General features: G+C 44.8%; 22 protein-coding genes. 19 read left to right on the forward strand and 3 right to left on the reverse strand.

The window, feature by feature from the left end:
* The first annotated feature begins 70 nt into the window (after positions 1-70).
* The 10 genes from FLA_RS08925 (at position 71) to FLA_RS08965 (ending at position 12,213) form a co-directional block, all read left to right on the forward strand.
* Positions 71-1,396 carry a nucleoside recognition domain-containing protein gene (locus tag FLA_RS08925; RefSeq protein ID WP_084206405.1) on the forward strand — a complete coding sequence of 442 codons (1,326 nt, stop codon included), beginning with the start codon at positions 71-73 and terminating at the stop codon, positions 1,394-1,396.
* A 56-nt stretch (positions 1,397-1,452) separates the two neighbouring features.
* Positions 1,453-3,768, forward strand: coding sequence for a hypothetical protein (locus tag FLA_RS08930; protein ID WP_076381081.1), 2,316 nt, complete (start codon positions 1,453-1,455; stop codon positions 3,766-3,768).
* 203 nt (positions 3,769-3,971) lie between these two features.
* Positions 3,972-4,133: a hypothetical protein gene (locus tag FLA_RS31435; protein WP_159445153.1), complete on the forward strand. Its 162-nt coding sequence runs from the start codon at positions 3,972-3,974 to the stop codon at positions 4,131-4,133.
* A gap of 137 nt (positions 4,134-4,270) precedes the next feature.
* Entirely contained in the window at positions 4,271-6,562 is a 2,292-nt protein-coding gene (locus tag FLA_RS08935; RefSeq protein WP_076381080.1) for a GH92 family glycosyl hydrolase, read from the forward strand.
* Positions 6,563-6,622: 60 nt separating this feature from the next.
* Positions 6,623-6,817 (forward strand): hypothetical protein, encoded by a 195-nt coding sequence (locus FLA_RS08940; protein WP_076381079.1) that lies wholly within the window; start codon positions 6,623-6,625, stop codon positions 6,815-6,817.
* A 118-nt stretch (positions 6,818-6,935) separates the two neighbouring features.
* Complete coding sequence (locus FLA_RS08945; RefSeq protein ID WP_076381078.1) at positions 6,936-7,607, forward strand: hypothetical protein; 672 nt, start codon at positions 6,936-6,938, stop codon at positions 7,605-7,607.
* A 91-nt stretch (positions 7,608-7,698) separates the two neighbouring features.
* Positions 7,699-8,253 (forward strand): endonuclease V, encoded by a 555-nt coding sequence (locus tag FLA_RS08950; protein ID WP_197705878.1) that lies wholly within the window; start codon positions 7,699-7,701, stop codon positions 8,251-8,253.
* 356 nt (positions 8,254-8,609) lie between these two features.
* Positions 8,610-9,290: a DUF4253 domain-containing protein gene (locus tag FLA_RS08955; RefSeq protein ID WP_076381076.1), complete on the forward strand. Its 681-nt coding sequence runs from the start codon at positions 8,610-8,612 to the stop codon at positions 9,288-9,290.
* Between the two features lie 64 nt (positions 9,291-9,354).
* On the forward strand, positions 9,355-9,984 hold the full coding sequence (locus FLA_RS08960; RefSeq protein ID WP_076381075.1) for a murein L,D-transpeptidase catalytic domain-containing protein: 630 nt from the start codon (positions 9,355-9,357) through the stop codon (positions 9,982-9,984).
* A 69-nt stretch (positions 9,985-10,053) separates the two neighbouring features.
* Positions 10,054-12,213 carry a type IA DNA topoisomerase gene (locus tag FLA_RS08965; protein ID WP_076381074.1) on the forward strand — a complete coding sequence of 720 codons (2,160 nt, stop codon included), beginning with the start codon at positions 10,054-10,056 and terminating at the stop codon, positions 12,211-12,213.
* Between the two features lie 32 nt (positions 12,214-12,245).
* Here FLA_RS08965 and FLA_RS08970 read toward each other — a convergent pair whose 3' ends face one another.
* The 3 genes from FLA_RS08970 to FLA_RS08980 form a co-directional block, all read right to left on the reverse strand.
* Entirely contained in the window at positions 12,246-12,536 is a 291-nt protein-coding gene (locus FLA_RS08970; protein WP_144264111.1) for a hypothetical protein, read from the reverse strand.
* A 234-nt stretch (positions 12,537-12,770) separates the two neighbouring features.
* A complete protein-coding gene (locus tag FLA_RS08975; RefSeq protein ID WP_076381072.1) occupies positions 12,771-13,532 on the reverse strand; it encodes an SDR family NAD(P)-dependent oxidoreductase in 762 nt (253 codons plus the stop codon).
* An 86-nt stretch (positions 13,533-13,618) separates the two neighbouring features.
* On the reverse strand, positions 13,619-13,999 hold the full coding sequence (locus FLA_RS08980; RefSeq protein ID WP_076381071.1) for a helix-turn-helix domain-containing protein: 381 nt from the start codon (positions 13,997-13,999) through the stop codon (positions 13,619-13,621).
* Between the two features lie 224 nt (positions 14,000-14,223).
* Between FLA_RS08980 and FLA_RS08985 the strand changes: the two genes are divergently transcribed.
* The 9 genes from FLA_RS08985 to nrfD all read left to right on the forward strand — a co-directional run bounded on the left by FLA_RS08985 (position 14,224) and on the right by nrfD (position 20,426).
* Positions 14,224-14,637: a hypothetical protein gene (locus tag FLA_RS08985; protein WP_076381070.1), complete on the forward strand. Its 414-nt coding sequence runs from the start codon at positions 14,224-14,226 to the stop codon at positions 14,635-14,637.
* An 89-nt stretch (positions 14,638-14,726) separates the two neighbouring features.
* On the forward strand, positions 14,727-15,089 hold the full coding sequence (locus FLA_RS08990) for an Hpt domain-containing protein (RefSeq protein ID WP_084206403.1): 363 nt from the start codon (positions 14,727-14,729) through the stop codon (positions 15,087-15,089).
* Positions 15,090-15,236: 147 nt separating this feature from the next.
* Positions 15,237-15,983, forward strand: a complete 747-nt coding sequence (locus FLA_RS08995; RefSeq protein WP_076381068.1) for a YceI family protein — start codon at positions 15,237-15,239, stop codon at positions 15,981-15,983.
* A gap of 11 nt (positions 15,984-15,994) precedes the next feature.
* The gene (locus FLA_RS09000; protein ID WP_084206402.1) at positions 15,995-16,405 is read left to right on the forward strand and encodes a c-type cytochrome domain-containing protein; all 411 of its coding nucleotides are present in this window, start codon (positions 15,995-15,997) and stop codon (positions 16,403-16,405) included.
* 21 nt (positions 16,406-16,426) lie between these two features.
* Positions 16,427-17,353 (forward strand): DUF5777 family beta-barrel protein, encoded by a 927-nt coding sequence (locus FLA_RS09005; protein ID WP_076381066.1) that lies wholly within the window; start codon positions 16,427-16,429, stop codon positions 17,351-17,353.
* Between the two features lie 33 nt (positions 17,354-17,386).
* A complete protein-coding gene (locus tag FLA_RS09010) occupies positions 17,387-17,788 on the forward strand; it encodes a c-type cytochrome (protein WP_076381065.1) in 402 nt (133 codons plus the stop codon).
* Positions 17,789-17,872: 84 nt separating this feature from the next.
* The gene (locus tag FLA_RS09015; protein ID WP_076381064.1) at positions 17,873-18,115 is read left to right on the forward strand and encodes a hypothetical protein; all 243 of its coding nucleotides are present in this window, start codon (positions 17,873-17,875) and stop codon (positions 18,113-18,115) included.
* Positions 18,116-18,140: 25 nt separating this feature from the next.
* Positions 18,141-19,079 carry a 4Fe-4S dicluster domain-containing protein gene (locus FLA_RS09020; RefSeq protein ID WP_084206401.1) on the forward strand — a complete coding sequence of 313 codons (939 nt, stop codon included), beginning with the start codon at positions 18,141-18,143 and terminating at the stop codon, positions 19,077-19,079.
* Between the two features lie 36 nt (positions 19,080-19,115).
* Complete coding sequence (gene nrfD / locus FLA_RS09025; protein WP_076381063.1) at positions 19,116-20,426, forward strand: NrfD/PsrC family molybdoenzyme membrane anchor subunit; 1,311 nt, start codon at positions 19,116-19,118, stop codon at positions 20,424-20,426.
* The last annotated feature ends 1 nt before the right edge of the window (position 20,427 follow it).

Consider the following 20,427-nt stretch of genomic DNA (forward strand, 5'->3'; position numbering starts at 1 on the left):
AAAGTACGGTTTGATTGTTAAAAGGCTATAATCAATTATTTTTAGTCGTTTTAAAACCAACAATTAGCGCATGGGCTTACTTGATTTTAGCAAAATTCTTTATTCTGTAGTGGCTGTTTTGGGCGGAATTGCACTGATAAGAGGGGCGGTACGTCATAAAAACGGGGCGCTGGGTATAGTTTGGATGCTGTTTTTTTATGTAGCCCTGGTGATCGGCCTTTTTAAATTCACCTTTTTACAGGACGTAGATATTTTCCGCAAACTGGTAGACGGGGTGTTCGATAGCGCTAAAATCTCTATTATGGACGTGGCGCTGCCGCTGGCAGGTACCATGGTGTTTTTTCTGGGGTTGATGAGCATTGCCGAAAAAGCGGGGGCCGTAAACTGGCTGGCCCGCATGCTAAACCCGTTTATGACCCGTTTGTTTCCGGAAGTGCCTGATAACCATCCGGCTATGGGGCAAATGGTGATGAATTTCAGTGCTAACATGCTGGGGCTGGACAATGCCGCTACTCCCTTTGGTCTGAAAGCCATGGAAAGTCTTCAAAGCCTGAATAAAGACAAGGAAACCGCCAGCAATGCACAAATTATGTTTGTGATTTTGCACACCAGCGGGCTGGTATTGATTCCTTTATCTATTATATCTTACCGCTTAGCTTCCCATTCTGCCAACCCAGCCAGCGTATTTATACCCTGTGTGCTGGGTACGGTTATTACTACTTTGGCTGCCATTGTAATTATTGGCATACGCCAGCGCATTAAGTGGGATTGGGTGTTGGTTTGCTGGATGCTGGGTATTGCTGCTGCCGTGGCCCTGCTGTCTATTACGGTGGGCATGATGAGCGCAGAAAACAAAGGTGTATTTAGTAAGGTAGCCGGCAATTTAATTTTGCTGCTGCTGATTGTAATTATTATATCGGGCGGGGTTTGGAAGAAAGTGAATGTGTTCGACGCCTTTATAGAGGGCGCGAAAGGCGGGTTTGACGTGGTGCTGAAAATTATTCCTTACCTGGTGGCCTTGCTGGTGGGTATTCGTGTGTTTAGGGAAAGCGGCGCTTTAGCCTATATTACCGACGGCCTGAGTTTTATCATAGGATACACCGGCGTAAACACCGATTTTGTGCCGGCATTACCTACGGCCATTATGAAACCGTTTAGCGGGGGAGGAGCCCGTGGGCTGATGATTGATACCATGACGGTTTACGGCCCCGATTCGTTTGTGGGGCAGCTGGCTTGTGTGTTTCATGGCTCGGCCGACAGCACTTTTTACATCGTGGCGGTGTATTTTGGTAGCGTAGGTATTAAAAAAGTACGATATGCCATTTCAATGGGTTTATTGGCGGAATTAATAGGAGTTATAGCGGCAATATTCATCGCTTACATATTTTTCCATTAAAAAAAATGGTAAAATCCGTACTATTGTAGTATAGTCCCCTTAAAAAATCATAATCTATGGGCTTTAATTTGTCAGGCCTGTTAATAAAAGGCAACCCCGATAAGATCATGGAAGACTTTGCACGTCTTTCCGGTTACCAGTTTGTTAACAGACAGGAAACCTACCTGGAAAAGGCCATGTATAACCACCATGACCATGAAAGCATTCATTTATTCGGCACCGGACAGGGTGTAGTGCTGTTTTGCAGCGATCGTTTTAAAGACGACCATATCATGGTTCCGTTGAGTAACGGCAGAGAGCTGGTGTTATTTGCGCTGAATGAAATTTCCGAAACTTATTATTTTGAAAAGTATACCAATGCCCAGTTGCAGTGGCAGGATGGTTGTGTGTCGGAAAACGGTTTTCGCCGTTTAGGATCGCAACTGCCTATTCAGCAGGGTACGGATATGATATTCCAGGTATTTGGTCCTTTAAGTAAAGAATATGTGGGTATAGATGTTATCCGTGCCGATCCGTCTTATAAAGCATGGCGTTTTATGGCTAAAAAGATAGGTGGCCCGGCAACACCGGAACCCGTTGCCGCAGAACCGGCAGTGGTTTCTGCGCCTGCCCCGGTGGCAGCGCCTGCGCCAGTTGTTTCACAGCCGGAGCCGGTAATTGCAGCAGCACCTGCACCGGTAACACCTGTGCCGGCAGGCCCGGTGGAAGCACCGGCTTATTCAGCTTCATCTTACACAGCTCCGGCCAGTGATAATACTTATTCAGGTTCGGCTTATGCACCAGCTGCATCAGCTCCCATAACGCCGCCACCTGCGCCGGTAGAAACGCCTGCATATCATACTGCTGCTTCGTCAGCGCCTTCTTATGCATCGCCAGCTGTTGACAATACTTATGCAGGTTCAGCTTACGCACCAGCAGCTTCGTCTGCTCCTGTAGCACCTGCTGCTGTAACGCCTGCACCGGCAGCCCCGGTGGAAACGCCATCTTATACAGCTCCTGCTACAGATCATGCTTATTCAGGTTCGGCTTATGCGCCAGCTGCATCAGCTCCCGTAATGCCGCCTGCACCGGTAGCTCCTGTAGAAACTCCGTCTTATACAACGCCGGCTTACACAGCTCCGGCTACTGAAAATACTTATTCGGGTTCGGCTTATGCACCGTCTTATTCCGCGCCGGCAGCTGATAATGCATATGCTCCTTCTGGTTATGCGTCTGCAACGCCAGCTTCGGAAGCGGTTTCCACGTATAACGATACTTATAAACCGGCGGCGGTATCCACCCCGGTTGCAGAACCAGCATCATCATCTGCATTTGACTCGCCCTATGCACCTGCTTCTTCGCAGTCGCCTGTGAGTGCTTATGCATCTGCAAATAAAGAAGCGGAATCGTCTTACGCGCCTTCTTATGCTGCTTCATCAGTGGCAGATAGCGCATATACGCCTTCCGGCTATACTCCGTCTACACCGGCTCCAGAGCCAGCACCATCGTATAGTGATTCTTCTTCTTATAGTTCTTCTTATGCGCCTTCTCCGGCGTCTGCATTTGATTCTCCGTACGCGCCTGCTTCATCACAGCCGTCTGCGGGTTCTTCCTATGCACCAGCAAGCAAAGAAGCAGAATCTTCCTATGCATCCTCTTATGCTTCACCAGCAGCAGATAATGCATATGCTCCCTCTTCTTATGCTCCATCCGCGCCGGCATCAGAATCTGCTTCGTCGTCTTATAGCTCATCAGGTTCCTCTTCTTATAGTTCTTCTTATGCGCCATCTGCTCCGGTAGCAGAGGATGCGCCTGCACCGCCACCCCCCAAACCAAGCAAAGCCGATCTGGCTAAGTTTCCAGGGCTGGCCAAGCAGTTTGTGGAAGGAATGTTTGCACATAAAGAGGAAGGGCAAATACTGCACAAAAACGGTGTTTGGTTGTATTCTTTTGAAACCTGGTTACGTGAACAGGAAGTAAGCAGCCAGCATATAGCCTTATACTGTAAGGTGATGCAGAAAGCTACCGGTGGCAAACCATATGCCTGGATTAAAACCCAAACCAAAACACAACGCCAGTTAAAACTGATTCTTTCCCTGGTTTTATGTGTGGCGGCAGGTGTTGGATTGGCTTTGGGTATGATTAACCTGTTGCAGGGCATGAAAATGTCTGTATTAAAGCCTATATGGCCTGCTGTTGCTATTGGCGTGTTTTCGTTAGGCCTGGTATTTCTGGTGCGTTGGTTAATTGTAATGCAACTGCCTATTACCACCTTTAAAGTAAACGATAAAGACGAGGTAAAGGAAGAAGTGGTATTGAAAAAGCTGAACAAAGCCACTAAAGAAGAAGCCCAGGAAGAAACCGAAGCTTATGTAGAAGAAAGTGAAGATTAATCAGATAAGATCTGAATAGAAATAAACGCAACGCCGCCCGAGCAATCGGGCGGCGTTGTTGTTTTGTTGATGAAATAATTTATATATGTTCATGTCAGAACCGGGCTTGTCTGAATAAAATGAACAGCTTATGCGTTGTTTTATCGAATACCTTTGCTAATCTTATTGGGATTAATAATTGAAACTTTAGTAAATTTCAAATAATGACAGACAAGCTTAAAGATTTGATTGAGTATGCAAAAACTCTAGGAATCAACTTGAAGTATGATCCTTCTTTGGATAAGTATTCAGGTAAACCAATGTTTCCGGAGCAGGTTAAGGCTGCAAACGAAATGGTATCAAGGCTGAAAATTACGCATAAGTAACCATCTTGTTGTTAAGATATTCAAAGCCGCCCGAGCAATCGGGCGGCTTTGTTGTTGATAGTTGGTGCCATTTGAAATGTGTTAACAGGTACCAGGTTACTAAACGGGTATTTTCGGGGCTGTAAACGACAATGCTTATGTGTAAAAATTATGTGGTTGCCCTCGGTTTGCTGCTTTGCGTTGCCAAAAGCAATGCACAAAACAATGCAGGCGGCAATTATGCACAATATGTAAATCCTTTTATAGGCACAGGCGCTATTGACAAAAACAGCCTGTCGGGCAGCAATTTTCCTGGGGCATGCACGCCTTTTGGGTTAGTGCAGCTAAGTCCGGATACCCGCGAAAATCCCGATGATCCTGCCAGCGGATACGATTACAACGACGATAGCATTGTAGGCTTTAGCCATACCCATTTAAGCGGTACGGGTGTTGCCGATTTGTTCGATTTTCTATTTATGCCCTATACAGGTAATGTAGTATGGAATGCGGCACCCACTAAAAGCGACAGTGGTTACCGTTCTTCCTTTTCGCATAGCCAGGAACAGGCAAAGCCGGGTTATTACAGCGTGCAGCTGTTAAGCCACCAGGTAAAGGCCGAACTCACTGCCACGGCGCATTGTGGCTTGCATCGTTATTCCTTTCCGGCAGGCAAGCCGGCGCATGTTATCATTGATCTTGACCATTCCCTCAATAAAAAGCGGCCTTACTGGGTGTGTAAGGTTATTACAGCACATATAGCGGTGGTGAACGATCATACTATTGAAGGATACCGCATTATCACGGGTTGGAGCCGTTTACGTAAAGTGTATTTCCGGGCAGAGTTTTCACAGCCCTTTGCATCGCGCCTGCTGAAAGAGGGAGGACATGTTATAGAAAACGGTGAGGTGGCTAATGGAGGTACTGTAAAAGCAGTGCTCAATTTTACAGCTGGCAGCACACCGGTGTTGGTAAAGGTGGGCGTTTCGGCTGTAAGTGCCGAAGGTGCGCGCAATAACCTGGCAGCAGAAGTAACCGGCTTCGATTTTGATGGCATAGCCGCACAGGCATGGAGCAACTGGAACAAAGAACTGTCGGTAATAGCAACAGAAGGATCAGAAGAACAGAAAACGATTTTTTATACAGGTTTATACCATGCCTTTACACAACCCAACAACATAGCCGATGCCGATAGCAGCTATACCGGCACTGATTATACGGTGCGTAAAGCCGCTGATGGCACGCACTACAGCACGTTTAGTTTGTGGGATACCTATCGTGCTGCCCATCCTTTATATACACTGGTGCAGCAGCAACGCACAGCAGGTTTTATCAATGCGATGTTACGGCAATACGAAACCTATGGCTATTTACCTATATGGCAGTTATGGGGTGATGAAAACTATTGCATGATAGGCAACCATGCCATTCCTGTTATTGTGGATGCTTACCGGAAAGGTATTGCAGGAGTAGACTATCAGAAGGCATATGAAGCCATAAAAGCTTCTTCTTTACGCAGTCATCCCGGCTCGCCTTTTAACCTGTTAGAGCAGTACCATTATTTCCCGGAAGATAAGCAGTCACAATCCGTGTCTATTACATTGGAAATAGCGTATGACGATTGGTGTGTAGCACAAATGGCGCAGCAGATGGGCCACACTGCAGACTATACCTACTTTACGAAAAGAAGCATGTATTACCGCAACCTGTACGATCAGCAAACGGGCTTTTTCCGTGGTAAAAACAGTAATGGGGAATGGTTACCTTTTAACCCGCTGGCTTATGGCGGCAATGGCGGTTCGCCTTTTACAGAGGGCAATGGCTGGCAATATTTCTGGTATGTGCCACAGGATGTGCCGGGACTGATAAACCTGGTAGGTGGGGAGAAGGCTTTCCAAAACAAGCTGGATACCTTTTTTACCCTCACTGCCAAGCCGGAAGATGTAAATGGTAATGCTTCTGGCTTTATAGGCCAGTATGCACATGGCAATGAACCCAGCCATCATGTAATATACCTGTATAACTATGCCGGCCAGCCGTGGAAAGCGCAGCAATATGCGGCAGAGGTAATGCAGCAGCAATACAACAACAAGGCTAACGGGTATTCGGGCAATGAAGACTGCGGACAAATGAGTGCCTGGTATATATTCAGTGCTATGGGCTTTTACCCGGTAAACCCGGCCAGTAGTGTTTACGCCATAGGCTCGCCCCAATTAAAAAAAGCGGTGATACATAATGCCAATGGTAAACCATTTACTATGCTAGCACCTGCCGCCGGGGGCAACAATATCTATATTCAGCAGGTGCTGCTCAATGGCAAGCCCTATGCTAAAACCTATATTACTCATGCAGATATTACCAGTGGGGCCACAATAGAGTTTGTAATGGGCATCAAACCCAATAAAAAATGGGGCACTGGGGCAGATAGCCGTCCGCCTGCCAGTACGCAATAAAACAGCTCCCACAAGCGGCAGGTGGGCACATAATTTGTATTTCTATGGGAAAATGTAACCATGGAAAAACGCATATTGGGTATTATTCTTTCCCTGTTAGGAGTATTAGGGCTTATCCTGGCAGCTGTTCAGTTTATGAATACTACAGGAGGTACCAGAAGCATTAAGTCCATTTTTATCTATGGCATACTGGGAGCCATATTCTTTTTTTCAGGTATCAGCCTTATTAAAAATACGAGGGATAATCCCTCCTGATAAAACAGCAAAGGCCGTTTCTAAAAAGAAGCGGCCTTTGTGTTTCTCATCTGTTTATTTCTGTATTTTGGTGTGTAAACTCTAAACGGTGTGCTTTAGCACATGCATAAAAATAACTATGGAAACTTACGATCAGCATTATGAAGATTCTTGCCTGTTACGTACCTCTTTCTGGCAGGCAGTGGGTAAACTGGAAGAAGATGTCATCGCCCACATCATTAACCCGGCCTTTATGGGTGGTCCTATGTGGCCATCGGTACGTCAGGCGTTTATTACCGTACACAGACCCGACAGTACTATCCTGGCCAGTGATGGCCTGAGCGATCCATACGATGATATGGACACCAATCCCGACAATGCTCCTTATAATGGTTTTGGGTTGGAAACCTATATTGTAACGGAGCCGCTTACCGGGCCTGTACAAAGCACCTGGCAGTTTCAGCTGGTGTACCAGGCAGCGCAGCTCATGGCGGATAATGGCAGTGTAGCTTCTATGCTGGACAAGCAGCCTTATATCTCTACCGAGTTTTATAATGTAGATGTGCCGGCTGAATTTTTAAATGCAGACGGCAGGGTGGGAGCCATGTTAGGCATTTCTGATGAAGGTTTGCCTGCGGGAATAGAACTTTCGCTGGAAACTATCAAACTGGTGAATGTAAAACTGTTAACCCAGGCCGAGCTGAAGTATGTAATAGATAATGGTCAGGAGGGTAGGATGAAGCTGGCTGCTTTGTTGAAAGAACAGGGCAATGGTGGATTTTCTTCTTTGCAAAGACCTTCTGTAGTATAATTTGCCAACAGGTTACTATGCCTGTTTGCACTAAAAAAACTTCCTTGTTCTTTCGGGCAACTGCCTGGTGGAATGAGGAAGTTTTTTAGTTATGCCCAATGTTGTTGTAATATTATACAGCACTTATAATTTTAGACAGGATATGATTTATGCGTTTGATAGTTATTACTACGATGATAAAGCCAAAACGGTGGGTATTGTACTGGACAGCTTTACGGCAGCTTCACCAGCACAGGTGTATACCGAAATAAAAGAAGGGATAGAAGCTTATGAACCAGGTGCGTTTTATAAAAGAGAACTTCCCTGTATAGCTAGCCTGTTGCAGCAAATGCCCGCAACATTACCACAGGCTATTATTATTGATGGTTTTGTGGTGCTGGATGATGAAGGCAATAAAGGACTGGGAGGATATGTATTTGAATTGCTGGAAGGTAAGGTGCCGGTTATTGGTGTGGCTAAAACTGACTATGCAGGATTTGAACAACTGAAGCGAGCCGTGTTGAGAGGTGAAAGTCAGCGTCCTTTGTTTGTATCAGCATTAGGGATGGACATAGATACAGCAGCTGCGCATATTAAAAGTATGTATGGAGAATTTCGTATACCACAGGTATTAAAGGAGCTGGATACATTAACAAAGCAAGTGTAATGATGAAAAGAAGAGAAGAACTGAGGGAGGGGAAATTACCTCCTTTATTCAGCGATAGTGACATCCTGTAAATAAGGGGGGTAATCTCTCCGTCAGAAAACTAAAATCGTTTTTTTAAGGGGTTGGTCAAAGTCCGATACCCTAAAGAGTAAGAAGGGAAGAAAACTACGTATCCGTTTCAAAGATTTTTTTTCAAAAAGTAAATAACTTGTTTCCTTAACATGCTAACAACTGTTGCTTGCACCTTTTTATCTAATTTTAGTGCAGCAAACAACAACCCTTTTATAACCTGATGAAGTATTTCAAAACACCATGAAAGAAGTACATAAACCCTGTATAGTATAAACCCTGCGTATATGAATCAACCCTTAACCAAAGCAACATGGCTTGCGGTTGCATGGCTATCACTGGCTGCATGCAATGCCCCTGACAGCAGGAATTCTGATAATCAAAAAAGTCTGGCAGCTACCACAGGTATAGATGTGGTAGTGATCAGCGAAGCTGAAAAAATAACTCATGCCACCGCTACATTGCTGCATACTAAAAAGCCTTTGGCCGATACCATACATCATAATGCCCCTATCTATTTACCAGGTATCTCTTTATTGGTAGACGGGGAGAAAAGTGCCGAGCTGATAGATACATTAAACAGCTGGTTGCAACAGCAACACTGTATGGCTTTTATATCGGAAGACCATTACAGAGGGGATCATAAAAAAAAGATTACCATAGTACGTACTGCTGATAAATATGATATTGTACGTATGCAGGAAACTTGTAGTGAGGTGGATAGCTGCTGCACAGATAGCCTTATTGTAAGACTAAAACAACTGGAACTGAAATACACGGTAGATTTTATTGCCGTAGCCCGCGACTGGATGATAGTACGTCCGCATGGTAATATTACAGACTGGCATGACTATGCACGGGAAACATTAAAAGTATGTCCGTTGTCGGAAGAAGAGCCGGAAGATATAGAAGCCCTGGCTGTTTCCTTACAAGAGGAGAAAGGCAAGATCACTTTATGGTGGGAGTAAAAGAATTTGCCTGCTGTGTTATGGAAAATGATTGTTACTGCATCCTTTCTTACAAAACTATCTCATGCCTAAATTCCTAAGCGGTATACTTGCCATTGTTATGTTGTGCGGTATCTGGTGTGCCTGTACTTCTCATGCGTCTGAAAATAACAAAAAGCTTAAAAAGGAAGCGGCGGGTGTGGGTGTAGAAATTACCCAGCTAAAGCAGCATGCAAAATCGGTTTCGGACTACATCCGTAAAAACGGATTCAACACCCGTTTTTGTTTCCTGGTGAATATGAGCAAACCTTCGGGCAGTAATCGCTTTTATGTGTATAACCTGGAAAAAGATTCTGTGGAAGTGAGTGGCTTGGTAGCGCATGGGCGTTGTAATGAAAACTGGCTCGAAGGAAGAAAGTATTCCAATGTGAATGGCAGTGGCTGCACCTCGCTGGGTAGGTATAAAATAGGAAAGCCTTATCATGGTCAATGGGGACTGGCTTATAAATTATATGGCCTGGACGCTACAAATAGTAATGCGTTTAACCGTTATGTAGTACTACACTCTCATACCTGTGTGCCTGCCAATGAAGTGGCCCCGGATGACATTTGCCAAAGCGATGGATGCCCCACAGTAGCTCCTGCTTTCCTCGCTAAACTGGCTAAAAAGCTGGATGCTTCTTCAAAACCGGTGTTACTGTATATTTATCAGTAAGGCTGAGGGAATTACCGTTGCTATTTTATTTACAATTTCCGACTTTTGCCGCCCTATATTTGAAAACGTATGAAGGTGTGCATTGCGGAAAAGCCAAGTGTGGCCAAAGATATAGCTGAAGTTCTCGGCGCTAAACAGCGAAGGGATGGCTATTACGAAGGCAACGACTACCAGGTTACCTGGACGTTCGGGCATTTCTGCACCCTGAAAGAACCGCACGATTACTACGATCAATGGAAATTCTGGCGGTTGGAAGACCTGCCGATGATTCCGAATACGTTTGGGATAAAGCTGATTGAAAACGACGGGGTAAAAAAGCAGTTTAAAGTAATTGAAAACCTGATACAGCAATGCGACGAGGTGATCAACTGCGGGGATGCCGGGCAGGAAGGAGAGTTGATTCAGCGTTGGGTGCTGCAAAAAGCACGTTGCCAGGTACCGGTAAAAAGGCTCTGGATTTCTTCGCTGACAGAACAGGCTATAAAAGATGGCTTCCAGAAGCTAAAAGACAGTGCTCAATATAATAACCTTTACGCAGCTGCCAGCGGCCGTGCCATTGGCGACTGGCTGCTGGGTATGAACGCCACCCGTTTGTTTACCCGCAAGTTTGCCGCCGGAACTAAAACGGTATTGTCTATAGGCCGGGTGCAAACACCCACGCTGGCCATGATTGTGCAGCGCCAGAAAGAAATTAACGCCTTCGTTTCGGAAGAATACTGGGAATTAAAAACCATTTACCGCGAAACGGAGTTTACCGCTACCATAGACAGGCTTAAGAATATTGAAAAAGCCGAGAAGGGATTGGCTTATCTGAAAGAGCATCCTTTTGTAATTACCTCTTTTGAGCGAAAAGAAGGAAAAGAAGGCAACCCGCGCTTGTTCGACTTAACTGGTTTGCAGGTAGAAGCCAACAAAAAATACGCCTATACGGCAGACGAAACGCTCAAGTATATTCAAAACCTGTACGAGAAAAAGCTGGTTACTTATCCCAGGGTGGATACTACCTACCTGCCGGATGATATGTACCCGAAAATAGCGGGCATTTTACAGGATATGACCCCATATGCGGCTTTAACGGCGCCTTTGCTGGCAAAGCCCATCCCCAAACTCAAAACAGTTTTCGACGATAATAAGGTAACGGATCACCATGCTATTATTCCAACGGGAGTATATCCTTCCGGCATTGGCACCGAAGAGAAGCGGGTGTACGATTTAATAGCCAAGCGTTTTATTGCTGCGTTTTACCCGGAATGTAAAATAAGCAACACAACCGTACTGGGTAAGGTGGGCCAGGTGGAGTTTAAAGCCACTGGTAAGCAAATACTGGAACCAGGCTGGAAAGAAGTGTATGCCAACGATGCAGCACCTAAAAAAGAAGGGGAAGAAGAAGAAAAGCTGATTCCGGTGTTTGAAGTAGGCGAAAGTGGTCCGCATACGCCCCGGGTGCATCACGGCAAAACCAGTCCACCAAAACCTTTCACCGAAGCATCCTTGCTGCGGGCTATGGAAACAGCTGGCAAGCAGGTGGAAGATGAAGAAATGCGTGAATTATTGAAAGATAACGGTATTGGCCGCCCAAGTACCCGTGCCAATATCATAGAAACCTTATTCCGGCGCAAGTACATTGAAAAACGTAAGAAAAACCTGTTTGCTACACAAACAGGGATGGACTTAATAGACACTATACAAACCGAGCTGCTCAAGAGTGCCGAGTTAACGGGACAGTGGGAGCGCAAACTGCGCATGATAGAAAAAGGCGAATATGCCATGGAAACCTTTAAACAGGAGTTGATTGATATGGTGGTGAACCTTACACGTGAAGTGAAATACAGCGTGCATAAGGTGATATCAGTGGTAGAAGCTGCGCCTGTAAAGGACGAGAAAGAGAAGAAAGAAGCCAAACCTAAAGAAGCTAGGCCCAAAGAGGTCAAACCTAAAGAGCCGAAAGAACCTAAAAAGCCTGTGGTGCTGGAAGAAATGAACTGCCCTAAGTGTAAAACGCATGCATTGAAGAAAGGGAATACAGCTTATGGCTGCGCTAACTTTAGAGAGTGTGGCTTTAAAGTACCTTTTGAGGTGATGGGTAAAAAGCTTTCTGATAAACAGGTGGCTGACCTGGTGATAAAAGGTAAAACCGGTAAAATTAAAGGGTTACAGGTACCGGGTAAAGAGGGTGAAACCGAAGCTAAGCTGGTGCTGAACAGTGAGTTTGTAATTGTGGCGGAATAGAATAACAGTCCGTATTAGTAAGGAGGAGGGTATCAGGAAATATGTAATAAGCGGAAACATTTGCTTAAAAACCAGGAAGGGAAACTGTATAAATGCGGGAAACCAGTTGAATCGGCAGCTTTTTTATTGTAAACACTTTGTTGAGCAGGACGTATCTTTTTAGTGATCATCACTCTTTTACTCATTGCACTGCCCATAGTGGCCGCGGAAAATAATAGTATTAAACAGGTAATGCATAACAGGGTTCTCTTTTGAGAGAAAAGCACCAAACGATGTGCCTGCAAAGCAGCTAGTTGAGTAAAATGGTAGAATCTGTTAAGCATATATTGGATATTAACTGGTGAATCAACATATTCCCGCAGCACAAAACCTACACTTCGCATTTATATTGCCAACCAGGTGCCAGTTTGCAACGCTATTATGAGTCAATCAATTAAGTTTTTGTTTGCTAAAACATACTGTACGGTTTTGGTACACTGCTGTACGTTTTTAATAAAGTAAGATGCCTGCTGACAAGTCAATGTCAGCAGGCATCTTACTTTATATACATTTATTTACTACAGGTACATGCCACCCGAAGCTTCCAGGCGCTGAGCAGTAACCCATTTGGCATCGTCAGAGCAAAGGAAGGCCACCACGCTGCCAATATCGTCCGGTAAACCCACACGGCCTAAAGCGGTTTGAGAAGCTATGAAGGCATTTACATCTGAATTATCCCTTACCATGCCACCGCCAAAATCGGTTTCAATAGCACCGGGAGCAACTACGTTTACACGTATACCTCTGGCGCCCAGCTCTTTGGCCTGGTAGCGGCTGAGTGTTTCAATACCGCCTTTCATGGTGGCATAAGCTGCGTAACCAGGAGTGCTGAAACGGGCTAAACCGGTGCTGATGTTTACAATGCCGCCACCATCTGCCAGCAGGGGAAGGGCTTTCTGAGAAACGAAAAAGGCAGCTTTCAGGTGAATATTCACCAGTGAGTCAAACTGTTCTTCTGTGGTAGTGGCAAAAGATGCGTGAACACCTACGCCCGCATTGTTTACCAGGTAGTGGAAGTTTGCAGAACCAAAAGTGCCGGTTAAGGCATTGCCCACTTCAGCAAAAAAAGCATCGTAACTTTTGCTGTTGGCCACATCCAGCTGCAGTGCTACTGCTTTTTGCCCCAGTTGTTCAATTTCTTTTACTACGGCTGCTGCCTCGTCTTTTTTACTGTGATAAGTAAGAATGATGTCCAGTCCTTTGGATGCCAGCGCTAATGCCATGTTTTTACCCAAGCCGCGGCTACCACCTGTTACCAGTGCAATTTTAGATTGTGCCATGCTATTTTGATTTATTGTTTGCGTTATTGCTATACAAAATTAGCAGGGGGGATACCAGAAAAAGTATCGCAGACTTCAGAATTTACCTAAGCAGCCTGGCGGGTTTTACGGTATTGCAGGGGAGTGATGCCGGTAAGGCCTTTGAAAAATTTAATAAAACTGGCCGGGCTGTTATAGCCAAACCGGCTGCTGATATCCGCCACCGCAAGGGTAGTGTTGTTCAGCATTTTTTGCGCTTCTTCTATAATACGCTCTTCCATAATCTCACAGGGCGATTTTCCGGTGGTTAATTTAATAGTGTTGGTAAGGTGGCGGGAATCTATAAAAAGCTGCCTGGCAAAATCGGCCGTAGACAACCTGCGTTCTAACCGGTTATTTACCAGGTCGTTGATATGTGCTTCGGCCAGTCTTAAAAAATCGGCCGTGATCTCGTCTTTCCGGCTTAGATATTTCTGGGGAACGGACATGCTTGTATTGGTTTGTAAACACAAAAGTAGGAATTCTATGGTATGTTGTAGTAGAGTTGCTACAGAGGGGGTGAGGTTTTGTATTATTTGTTATATATAACCACGGCAATACGAATGCCTGAGTGTAAATGTGAGTAAATGTTCCCGCAAAAGATAAAGGCTCCAACAATTAATAACTATTTTATTTTATTAAATTTATGAGGAATTAAGACCCCAACTACGACATGAAAATATATACATACCCTTCCATATGGAAAACGTTGTTGCGCCTTTGTGTTACAGCGTGGATTACTATTTTTTTAGTTTGGATAGCGGCTCCGCTGAGTATCATTCCTATTAGCACAGAGTACTTTGTAACATTTGTTGTTGCCGGTATAGCTCTAACGTTTTGTGTACGGGAGTTGTTTTTAATTAACAAAAAATGGATGGTGGATCATCATTCTGTTCGTCAGGTTTGCCGCTTTCAGCACAAGGAACTCCGGTTAAAAGACATCAAGGGCTACCGGGTAAGGCAGGATTACATTTACCTGGTTTCTCACAAAGGAAAACATATGCGTATTTCCCGTTACGTGGGTGGTTTTAAAACATTAATGCTGTGGGTGGCTTCTAATTACAAGGATCTTGATTTTCAATATTGAAGTATTGTTATGTTTTTAATTTTTAATCTGTTTATAAGGTGGAATTCTACCGCCTTTGTTACATTTAACCGCCCGATAAAGCTTTTTTTATGCAATCCGATACAATGAAACTGCCTGCTCATTTTGATGCCACTATTATGTCTGGCCTGATGGTGAACAATAAAGAACAATTGAACGAGATGTTTGCCATGATAATAAAAGAACTGAACAAGTCGGTGGCCATATTGGAGACGAATGTGTGCAATAACGAGTTGCAAAATTTGAAAGCGGAAGGACATAAACTATATGGCACTACATTGATTGCCGGTTTGCCTTGCCTGGGAAGCCTGGCGCAGCAGTTTGAACATTTGCAATATATTTCGGAAAAAGAAGCTGGCCTTTTAGTGCTGCAAACAAAAGAAGAAGTACAGCTGGTAAATCAATTAATTGGAAACTATATTCAACAAGCCTGAAATACATCTTTTTATATAATATGACTTTTGTCATATTGCTATCTGTCCAAAGTCATATTTGCTAATGCTTTATGTCATAGAAATGTCATGGTGCGGCTTTTAGTTTTGGTGTAGAAACCAATTCGAAAAAAACTAAAAGTTTACATTATGAAAACCAGGCACAAACCTATCCGGGTTCTTATAGCTGCTTCTTTATTGTGTAGTGGAATTATCTTTTATACATCTTCCTGTACCCACGACGATGCCGTGTTGCCAGCCAGCAGCACCGGCTCTGAAAGCACAGATCCTACCTATTATGTAACACGCGGTTCTGATGTGGTAAAGTTTGCTGCTACTGCTGCTAATGGGGTGTATACATTTGATAAAGTACACTCCAATGTAGGGTGGGAAACACGTTATGCCGCTATAGGAGCCAAGCTAACCGGTAAATTTAACTGGTTTGGATTCAGTGAATTTAACTTTGATGAAGCTACCCCTTCCAATACTAAGTTCAGGGCATGGGTGCAGTTAAACCAGGTAAACACCGGCGAAAGTGGCAGGGATGGTGGATGTTTATTAACTGCCTTTAATACCGATGCTGCATCAGACGCAGCCAAAAGTGGTGAACCTGCCAACGATTATAACAAAGCGGTGATTCAATCTAAAACTGTTACCTATAATTCAGCAGAGAATGTATACAACGTAGTGTGCGACTTCACTTTCATGGGAATAACCAAGGAAGTGACTGCCAAACTGGGCTATGCAGGCAAAGGCACTTATACCAATGGTACCAACCTGCTCAGAAGCTTTGATCTGCGCTTTTCTATTTCTCTTACCGACCATCCTTTAAAGGCCGATCAGGATCAGGTGAATGACAAAGTGGACATTACCTGTAACGCCAACTTCAAACAATAATTTCTACAGTTATGAAACGTACGATACTCACAGTCATGATAATGGCTATGGCTGGCTGCGCCTTGCTAACAGGTTGTTACAAGGATGTAAGAATGGCCGACAGTTCAAGTAGCGACGGCAGTTCGGGTGGTAGTGATGGAGGTGCAGTGCCTGCCGATTCGGTAACATTTGCGAAATATGTAGTGCCGCTTTTTACCAGCAATTGTGTTACCTGCCACGGCGGCAATGAAGCGCCCGACCTGCGTGCAGACAATGCTTATAAATCGTTGATCAATGGCAAGTATGTGGTAGCGGGTGATGCCGCCAGCAGCATTCTTTACCAGAAAGTAAGTTCCGGTTCTATGCCACCCGATGGTCCTATGAAGACCACTGATATTGACAAAATTAAAAACTGGATCAACAACGGGGCATTGAATAATTAATCATTTCTACAATTATCAATCATGAAACAATTGAATATATCCGGTGTGCGTATGGTATGTTGCGCATTACTGCTGGTAGGCTACAGTGCTGCTTTGCAGGCGCAGGACAGCACTGCTGTGGAAGCCGAAGCAGTAAGCCAGCCTGTACTGCCTAAAAAAGGGAAGCCGGTTAAAAATACATTTGAAAGCATCTGGCTTATTGATGAGCAAACAGTGGAGGTGCCAGTGGTACGAACATTTGAAATGGATTTTCGTCACCGCTTTGGAACGGTGAACAATGGTTATAAAGATTTTTATGGGCTGTTTGCTTCTGCCAACATTTCGCTGGGCGCTAACTATGTTCCTATCAAAAATTTACTGGTAGGGGTGGCGTTAACCAAAAGCAATATGACCTGGGAAGGCTACGCCAAATATGCTTTGCTAAAACAGGTGCGTAATGGCAAAGGGTCACCGGTAAGTGCTACCTGGTATGCTCATATGGCCATAGAAAGCAAGGAGAGTGCTACCTATGCGCGCTTTTCCGATCGCATGTCGTACTTCAATCAGTTAATCATTGCTCGTAAAATAAGCGAGAAGCTATCTGTACAAGTGGCGCCGGGCTGGGTACATCATAATGTGGTAGATGGTTATTCCCCTTATGCAGGCAAGTACCTGAAAGAAAAGCCTAATGATCACTTTATGGTAGCGGTGGGTGGCAGGTTTAAACTGACTGAATCTATGTCGGTGATTGCCAACTACGACCAGCCGCTTACTACAGACAATGTAGGCAATGCACATCCCAATATTTCAGCAGGTCTGGAGTTGTCTACCAGCGGACACGTATTCCAGTTTTTTGCAGGTAACTACTATTATATCACCCCACAGCGCAACATCGTGTTTAACCAGAACGATTACACCGAAAGGCAGTTTCTGATTGGTTTCAACATCACCCGTTTGTGGAATTACTAGCGACAGGTTTTTATCATCTAAAAATAAGTTACAATGAAACTCAGCATTTTAAAAAGCAGCGTCTTATTACTGGCTGTTAGTTGTATAGCTTTTGCTTTTACCGTTGCCGATAACTGGCCGGTACCCGATAAAGCAGCTAAAACACCTAACCCTGTAAAAGCTACCCCCGAATCTATTGCAGAAGGTAAAGTGTTATGGAGCAAGCATTGCCAGTCATGCCACGGTAAAGCGGGCGAGGGCGATGGTTCTAAAGCCGCTCAGCTGAAAACATTGCCCCCTTCTTTTGCCAAAGCCGCTTTTCAGCAGCAAAGCGATGGGGCCATCTTCTACAAAACATCTGAAGGGCGAGATGATATGCCCTCTTTTAAAAAGAAACTTCCTGAGCAGGAAGATGTTTGGAATCTGGTCAACTACATGCGCACATTTAAAAAATAGTTCTTCTTCTGTTCTGTTTCTGTTTACTAATGTAAACCGGCCTGCCAGTAATGGCGGCCGGTTTATTACTTCAACTTTTGTTTTATGGACGTAGAAAAAGATATACAGGAGCGCCGGTTTTTTGCTGGCTGGATTATTCTGGCTATTGCAGGATTGTCAGGCATTACCTGGTTTAGAAAAAAACAGGAGCCACCCCTGTCTGAAAAGGTGACCATGCTTACAGAGGATGGCCGTTTGGTGCAGATTGATTCTACCTTATTGCAAAAAGGTGCAACCAAAAAGGTTACAAACGCCGAACTGCAAACATGGGTAAAGCATAAACCCTGATTACTGATGCTACAATTTTTTGATCATGAGCAACTCAACTAATGAACTTACCAGCAGGCGCGCGTTTTTATCCGGCGCTGCTATGGCTGCCGTGGGCAGCGTGGCGGCTATAGCTTGCAACAGTAATAAACATCCTTTTACGCCGGAAGATGAAAGCGTTGTGCCATCCGGCGAAAAAGTAAAGCTGTTATCGGTAAATGGTGATGTGATAGAAGTGGATAAGGCTTTTTTAAAACCAGTGCCTGATATGCCGCCCATCAGCAACGACGAAGCACGGGTGGGCATTGCGGGCAAAAAGTTTGTAATGGTAATTGATTTAAGCCGTTGTAAAAACCTGAAAAAATGCCAGTCTGCCTGTAATCACATGCACCATATCCAGGACGGACAAAACTGGATTAAAGTATATGCTATGGGAGAAGAAGCGGAGCATACAGCGCCCTACTGGCAACCCACCACCTGTATGCATTGTGATGTGCCACCTTGTGTAAAAGTATGCCCTGTAGATGCCACGTTTAAGCGTCAGGACGGGGTGGTGCTGATAGACAGTGACCGCTGTATAGGTTGCCGCTTTTGCATGGCTGCCTGCCCTTACAGCACCCGTGTGTTTAACTGGAGCGAACCTGTGTTAACGGAGGATGTAGCCAGCACGCATTATAACTGCGAAACCAGTGTGCCACAGAAAAAAGGCACAGTAGGTAAATGTGATTTTTGTGCAGACATGACGCGCAAAGGAGAATTACCACACTGTGTAAGCGCTTGTCCCAACGGCGTGTTCTTCTTTGGTGACATTAATGAAGACAGTGTTTCCAATGGTGCCGAAACTTTCCGCTTTAGCGAGCTGATCAGGGATAAAGCCGGTTATCGCCTGCTGGAAGACCTGGGCACGCATCCTAACGTGTATTACCTGCCACCGGTAAACAGAAACTTTCCATTTGAGGTGGGTAAGGAAAACGATAAAGGATAAGCAGTTTGTGATTGTTCACCTGTAAAATATACTACTGTGGAAAATGAATTAACAGTAACGGAAGAGCAAAAAATTATAGCCGATCTATTGCCCAGGCCATTTGGCAGGGCCGGCAAAATATGGGTGGCTGCATTAAGTGTAGTTTGCCTGCTGGGGGTGTTTGCCTATTACCGGCAGCTGCGTTATGGGCTGCAGGTAACCGCTATGCGCGATTATGTATCGTGGGGCTTATACATTTCCAACTTTGTGTTTTTTGTGGCTATAAGCCTGGTGGGATCGTTGATTACAGCCATATTGCGCATAGCCAATGTAACCTGGAGCACCCCCTTAACCCGTATTGCTGAAATGATAGCTATTGCGGCTATTATGTTCGCGGCCATGATTATTGTAATTGATATGGGCCGGCCCGAAAGGCTGCTGAACGTATTTGCCCACGGGCGCATTCAATCGCCCATTATATGGGATGTGGTGGTGATCACTACTTATTTCTTTGTGAGTCTTTTATTGCTATACCTGCCTTTGCTGCCAGATATACAGATATTGCGCGCGCACCAGGTAGCTGCCGTAAAACCTTTTCAGAAGCTGTATAAGTTCATGGGGGCTTTCTGGAAAAAAACACCCGAACAACACCGCATCAGCAGCAAAGCCATCAGCATACTTTGTATCACTATTATACCGGTGGCCTTTTGTATTCACACGGTAACCTCGTGGTTGTTTGCTACTACTTTCCGGCCCGGATGGGACAGCACCAACTTTGGCGCTTACTTTATTTCCGGTGCTTTTCTGGCGGGCAGCGGCGCCGTGGTAGTTGCCATGTTTGTGGTACGTAAAGCATATCAGCTGGACAAGTATATTACAGATGTACACTTTGACAAAATGGGCCGTATTCTGGTGCTGCTGGCTTTGTTGTATCTATATTTCAATGTGAATGAATACCTGGTACCTGCCTTTAAAATGAAAGAAGGAGAAGGCGCGCATCTGAACCAGCTTTTCCGTGGTGACTGGGCTTTGAAGTTTTGGACCACCATTCTGGTATCTATGGTAATACCTATTGTGATGCTGGTGTTTAAGAAAGGCCGTAAGCCGTTGCCTATGTTCATTGCAGGATTGATGGTAGTGGCCGGTGCCTGGTTTAAAAGATACATTATTGTGGTGCCTTCTATGCTGCATCCCTTTTTGCCTATGCACGATGTGCCCGCCAGCTATAAATACTATTTCCCCAGCTGGGAAGAGTGGGCTATTGCCGGTGGTTCACTGGCAGGCGCGTTGCTGGTAATTACGCTGCTGGTGAGAATCTTTCCTGTTATCCCTATCAGGGAAACTATTGACGAAATGAAAACTGATTAAT

This window comes from Filimonas lacunae (genome assembly GCF_002355595.1).
In the GTDB taxonomy this organism is placed as follows: domain Bacteria; phylum Bacteroidota; class Bacteroidia; order Chitinophagales; family Chitinophagaceae; genus Filimonas; species Filimonas lacunae.